The following is a 5828-nucleotide window of genomic DNA, read 5'->3' as shown; positions in this document are numbered from 1 at the left end:
GTTTATGGCGCGTTTACAGCATATAGACCAGATCCCATTTCAGCTTTGCGAATGTTGGTCAACGTTTCTCCGTTCTTGAGAACTGCTAGAATTTTCAGATACCTTAACACTGGCTCTTTTGTAGGCTCATTGAACAACAAATTAATCTGATTCATTGTGGTTTTAGGAATGTGTTCTGAGTGAAACGCATCATTGAACATCTCGACATCTGAAAGTACTTCTTCAACAGAACTAACATTCAAATAGTCCATTATTAGTTCCAGCTTCTCTACCACTCCTTCTGAGTATTCGTATATCTGAGTTATTTGCGTATGTGTAAAACTATGTTTGTCGAATCTATTATCTAGAATAAGCTGAGTATCGTTTCGATCTAGTTTTTTTAGTTCAACTTGGCACTTTACCAAACTGTTTAATGTCAACGCTTGACGTATAAATAAAAAATACATTGTTGTGTATAACGTTAAGATTTTTCGGAAGGTTAGACAAGTACATCAAAGCTTCCGCATCCATGTCACCACGAATTTTATCGAAAATAATGAAATGCACGTCATCTTCACGCAAGTTGAGTAAGTAAGAAAGCTGCGACAAAGATTGGCCTGAATCCATAAGAACTTGATGTTCAATTTGTGCTTGAGAAATCACCTCTGAGCAGTTAACTCTCACGCAGTGAGTAGCTTTATCAGATACCGAGTTCGTTAGCGAATAGATAAAGTCATAGACACCGAAACCTAATGGTGACCTTACAAACAATGAGTTGCTTTTTGTCAGCTTTTGTATAGCTTTACTTCTCGTTCGCCCACGAGTTTGACTACTGTAATGCCGTTCGGGAATGTTGTAGTAGCTAATGGTTTCTAAACGTTTTTGTTCAATGTTACGTTGCTCAATTTGTCTTTTTTTTATTGCACTTACCTGTGCCAGTGTTGCGAACACCTTATTACAATCGACCCCCTTATATAGCTGGATTCGACCACGACTTATGCCATCGTTTAAACGATTTAATAAAGGGGCTTCTCTTTGCTCTATTACGGCGTTGTTGCCTTGGTAAAAACACCATAGAATATTGTAGTTCAGCTGTGTATTGATAACTGCTGACGCCAAAGAACGAGTAAAGCTATCATCCCATCCACCATACCCCATAACCACCAAACTTTGATTACCAATGAGGTTTTGCAGCGAAGTTTCAATGCGGTCTCTGTTTGATTGCAACTGATTCGTTGTGTGCATTGAGTCGCCACGCTCCCAACTACCATGTAAATGATAGATATTGATATTGTCGTTTATATCGTTTGGTAGCTGAGTATCTGCTACTACGCTAAAAGAGTTGACAGAAATTCCTTGATTGTTGAACTCCTCCTCAAGTAGCGTATCAAAGTTTGTCGTGATGATATTATTTACTACGATATTGCCGTTTTTGATACTAGTAATGAAATCTTTGATTGCCTTGGGTACTCGATGTTTGCCGTTTTCATCGAGATTACTTTCTACTACGCGTTTAATGATTTCATTCACCGACTCTTGACCACATAGACCGGCGATTAAGCTAAAAGCTTGTTGGTATCTATCCTGTTCCGAAAAGCCTTTAGCTTCTTCAAAATAGAGTTCATCAACCTCTTGCTCTATTGCATATTCTTCAATAAATTCAATGACACCTTCAACGTTTGGTATGCCTACCCCATTAGTTACTTGACTTAATGCAGCACCAAATAAAAAAGTAGACCCTTTGTTATTTTTTTTGAGGCGTATATTTAGAATACGTTCATCGTAAAAGCTAATTGACATATATTGCTTTTTCTCCTGCTATTGTTTTGCTTTGTCGTTGATACTAATCACTGTGTCGATTTGAGGCTGCGAAAACTCTTTACTCATAAGCGAAGAGGTAACTAGCTTACGCGCTTTTAGAGTGCGCTTGTCGAAACTTTCAATGTTATTTAACCAGTTGATATTCTTTCACAAGGCTGTCCAATGGGATTCTAAGACCATCGTGTAGCTTGCGAATCATTGAGATAGATAAACGTCTTTGACGGCTCAGAATCTCCGTAACACGGCTACGCTGACCAAGGAAAGGTACAAGGTCTATTCCCCGTAAGTTAGGACCTGTCTAGCAGATGCGCCCGATTCAAGCGCATCTAATAGCGAAACTAGTAAGTAAAACCTTGTTGGATAAACTTTAGAAGCTCTTGTAGTTCAGAAGAGCGCCAATTGAGATTACATTCTTGTGAACTGTCTCGACAGATTCCCGAATTGCTCCACATTCCTGTACCCGTGCTACCATTGGGAAAATGAATAATTCCATGAACACAGTCAACATTGTCCGTATGAACTGACTGAATTTCAGCGGAATAACCACCTACTGTTTTTGTTTGAATTGGAGTTTGTATATTTAGCTGCATGTATACCTCTATTTATTGTCACTACATTTGATTGCAGCTTACGGCTGCTAATCAGCGGTTTTTATTCTTTGTTAAGGCATTTAAAAACCTGCTGAACGACTTTCGCCTTTATCAAGCGCATTCCCTGAATACGCTTTGTAAAAGCGACTTATTCCCCTTAGATTATTTGTGCTCAATATCTGCTTCAGAGTGAATTTTGTAAGGCTTCTTACAGTCATCACATTCAAACTTACCACCACCTATAAAACCATCCTGTTCTTCATTGCAATGAGGGCAGTACAAGGCCACATTCATCGTGTGTAATTCAGTAACTACTTTCATGCTTATTCCCCTTAATTAAAAACTGGATCAGAAATTTGAATAAGGACTTTTCCTTCGCTTTCAAACACACTTTGCACTTCTTGGAAATTCCAATCATCACCAGAAGTTAAATCCGCATCAAAAGGAACAGTGGCATCAATACTTTCAAGACGCTCTAATAGCCCTTTAACATTAGAGTATACCCCTTCCTCTTTTGCTTCTTGCAGGAAGGTTCTTGGCGGTTCATGGTAGACATTACCAACAGGTAGTACACCATATTCTTTATGTTGAATCTTGACTTGTAATGTTGGTGATGCCTTTCTTAGCAATTCCAAAATCTGACTTGTTTTCATGCGAAAATTTTCCCTTAGCAACGTGTTAGTGTTCTATCGTGATACTTCATTGTTGCCGCACCAATAGACAATGTGCTGACAGCAAAGAAAGCAAACCAACGATAATTTAGATATTTGGTTACGGCTGATAATGCATCGGTTGGTACTGGTGCTGTCCACGCAACAATGAAGCTGATTACGCTACCCAACATAAGAGCAACGGTAATAATTATTCCTGCTTTAATTTTCCAATCAAAGAACTCAAAAAACATGATGTCTTTTTATCCCTTTTGTTCGTTGTCTTTGTTTGGTAGGCCATTCACAGCGTCTAAGTCACGCTGTTCACCCGCCTTTGCTATCCGTGATAACTGGCGTTCGGACTTACCCCAACGTTTTGCGATTTCTTCAAACTTCCAACCTTTAGCGTTTGCTATAAGCTGAAACTCTGTAATATTTCTACCTGTCATATATGTCTAGTTCATTCCAATTTAATTACCTGTCAAATATGTCTAGCTCACTAATCGCCAGTATTTCGACTCTCAGGAGCTAACAACGACTCAAAACGTTCTAAGTTTTTGATATTACACTCTTGATTGAATTTTTCTTCAAACCCTAACACTGTAATAAGCTCTCGTTTAGAAGTGGATAGTAAGTAAATAGCGTCCGTGTGCTCATTGAACATTTTTAGAAGAAACTCAATAGCATCAACTCGGTTTCGAGTGGATCTACCTTTCCATGCTGGCTCATGATGGAATAAACGATTCCTGAACTTATTTAATGCTCCCATTTTCTGAAATAATGTATTGAGTTTAACTCTCTTCTCTCTAGCGTTCGGGAAACACTTATCCAACTGTGTTTGCCATAGGTTATGATCTCTGTTGCGAGGGTTGTTGTAGTCTCGGTGTAACATGTGAACCCAAAATCCAAACGGTAATCGAGAAACAAGATCGTTACTGGTATATCGAACGCCTACATCCTTTAAACACTGCTGTTCTGCAAAATCGACTTGTTTTCGAGACTCTTGACTTAGAGGAATTCGCTTATACCATTCATCATCTTCAAAGCATTCTGTTGCTGATTTATGGATTGAATTTCTCAACGTCACTTCAAGTAGCTGAACTACTGAGAAAAACTGAGACATTATACTTTGCATCGCCATATAAACGGCTATCAACTCACTATCAGATTTACAGTCGAGCACCTGACGATAGGTCTCTAGTTTTTCTGTAGAAAGTCCTTGCTTGATCTCTTCCAAATCCAAATTATTTGCCCTCTGTATCAAGGTTGTGTATTATTAGAAACAACTGAGGTTAATCCTCTTGTTGTGATAGCCCTGTCCTCTTCCGCTGGAAACAGTATTGACAACAGGTAGCGAGTTTAAGAGCCACCCTTTCGAGGGTGGCTCACTTGTTTGTAGCTAATAAAAGCACACTACATACACCCGTCATATATGTCTAGCATATTTTAAAAAGCCATATCTGCAATTGCTAGCATACTCACAGTATCTGTCTCTATAAGTCTTAACGTGGTTTCAAGGCTCTTATTTCCAAGCATCAAATGGATAGTCGGAACGTCTACTCCATGACGTTTAAGCCTTACAGCAAACGTGCGTCTACCGCTTAGAATACTAGGCTGATCAATACCAGAATCAGCCAACAATCGTTTGATGTGATTATTTAAAGCATTACAGTGGTAAGTCGTATTACCTTTCTCTGTGGTTCTATGCTTGATTTTAAAATGGTCGCCATTCCTACGCTTAAAGAATGGTTCATCAGCATCAAAAGCATTGTATTGATCGGGGTGATCACCATCTTTTAGCCGTTGCTCAATGTAGTTCTTGATAAGATTCTGTAGCTTAATGTTGGACAGATAAAAATCTCGATTCACATCGCCTTTAATGGCAAAGCATTTTGTTAGGTGTCCGTTCTTCTTAACAATGTCTCGAACTTGGATGCGACATATCTCTAGTGTTGTTTTCCCCCGCTCACATCATATTTCGTGTTTTTCGATTCACGTATTTAGCCAAGCCATCTAAATCAGGAAACAGAGAGGCTTCGTTAACACCATAGTTATCTAACATATCCCTTACTTCTTTCTTTAGCTCCGACGGTATGATGTAACGCTTTATCATTGTCGTGTCATTATGAAATGCTGAGCTAGATACAGGAAAGGGGATTGTCGGTGGAGAGTGGACGGTAAAGAGTCCTTTTTGACTAATTAGTCTTTGGTTGATCGCTTTGGGTTGGTAACAGATCACGCCTTCATATCCAGACAACTGTTCTTTTGTCATAGAACTCTGAGCTCGTGCATGCACCGAAATAGATTCTAATATGTATATCACTGCATCATTTTCAAACTCACTTGAAACCGCAAAGAAACAAGCAACTAATGGATTTAGCGTCCAGTCTAGTAGACGTGTTGCTAACCCATGATGCTGTGCAATGGAAAGTGTTTCGATAAAACTTTCTGGTAACTCACAAAACGCTATTGCCGAACTAGCCCACTCAGTGCATCGACCGAGATCTCTATTACGATCTTTGGGTAGAAGGTACTCTCCTCTACCACTTGATGGTATAAGTTCCCAATTTGAATCAGCTTGGCCTCTAAACCAGTAGCCAAAGCCATCGGCTTTGTTGCGTAATTAAATTTAAAGATAGAACTACCCCGTTTCGCGTATTTCTTAATCAATACGACAAGTTTCAGGCATACCTAACCCAGTAAGCTTGTTCAACGCTTTTATCATCGCGTAAGTTTCACCCACCTGGGCATTGTAATTTCTTAAGCTCAATCGTCCTCCTAGCAACTG

General features: G+C 39.3%; 9 protein-coding genes and 2 pseudogenes. All 11 read right to left on the bottom strand.

Annotation, left to right across the window (positions count from 1 at the left end):
• Positions 1 to 2 precede the first annotated feature (2 nt).
• The gene (locus AB4589_RS20630) at positions 3 to 251 is read right to left on the bottom strand and encodes a hypothetical protein (RefSeq protein WP_372101597.1); all 249 of its coding nucleotides are present in this window, start codon (positions 249 to 251) and stop codon (positions 3 to 5) included.
• 133 nt (positions 252 to 384) lie between these two features.
• Complete coding sequence (locus AB4589_RS20625; protein WP_372101596.1) at positions 385 to 1779, bottom strand: SIR2 family protein; 1395 nt, start codon at positions 1777 to 1779, stop codon at positions 385 to 387.
• 773 nt (positions 1780 to 2552) lie between these two features.
• Positions 2553 to 2711: a hypothetical protein gene (locus tag AB4589_RS20620; RefSeq protein WP_372101595.1), complete on the bottom strand. Its 159-nt coding sequence runs from the start codon at positions 2709 to 2711 to the stop codon at positions 2553 to 2555.
• A gap of 11 nt (positions 2712 to 2722) precedes the next feature.
• Complete coding sequence (locus AB4589_RS20615; protein WP_102258074.1) at positions 2723 to 3043, bottom strand: hypothetical protein; 321 nt, start codon at positions 3041 to 3043, stop codon at positions 2723 to 2725.
• A 14-nt stretch (positions 3044 to 3057) separates the two neighbouring features.
• A complete protein-coding gene (locus AB4589_RS20610) occupies positions 3058 to 3294 on the bottom strand; it encodes a hypothetical protein (protein WP_102258075.1) in 237 nt (78 codons plus the stop codon).
• 9 nt (positions 3295 to 3303) lie between these two features.
• On the bottom strand, positions 3304 to 3489 hold the full coding sequence (locus tag AB4589_RS20605; protein ID WP_017086662.1) for a hypothetical protein: 186 nt from the start codon (positions 3487 to 3489) through the stop codon (positions 3304 to 3306).
• Between the two features lie 50 nt (positions 3490 to 3539).
• Positions 3540 to 4283, bottom strand: coding sequence for a hypothetical protein (locus AB4589_RS20600; protein WP_017086663.1), 744 nt, complete (start codon positions 4281 to 4283; stop codon positions 3540 to 3542).
• 203 nt (positions 4284 to 4486) lie between these two features.
• Positions 4487 to 4975 carry a site-specific integrase gene (locus tag AB4589_RS20595; protein WP_372101598.1) on the bottom strand — a complete coding sequence of 163 codons (489 nt, stop codon included), beginning with the start codon at positions 4973 to 4975 and terminating at the stop codon, positions 4487 to 4489.
• Positions 4976 to 5006: 31 nt separating this feature from the next.
• Positions 5007 to 5312 carry a hypothetical protein gene (locus AB4589_RS20590; protein WP_372101594.1) on the bottom strand — a complete coding sequence of 102 codons (306 nt, stop codon included), beginning with the start codon at positions 5310 to 5312 and terminating at the stop codon, positions 5007 to 5009.
• 117 nt (positions 5313 to 5429) lie between these two features.
• Positions 5430 to 5597, bottom strand: a pseudogene (locus AB4589_RS20585) (FRG domain-containing protein); the annotation flags it as partial.
• Positions 5598 to 5702: 105 nt separating this feature from the next.
• Positions 5703 to 5828: pseudogene (locus tag AB4589_RS20580) on the bottom strand (IS5/IS1182 family transposase); the annotation flags it as partial.

The organism is Vibrio sp. 10N.222.49.A3 (assembly GCF_041475145.1).
GTDB classification, from domain to species: Bacteria; Pseudomonadota; Gammaproteobacteria; order Enterobacterales; family Vibrionaceae; genus Vibrio; species Vibrio tasmaniensis_A.
This window is presented reverse-complemented; position numbering and strand designations above follow the sequence as displayed.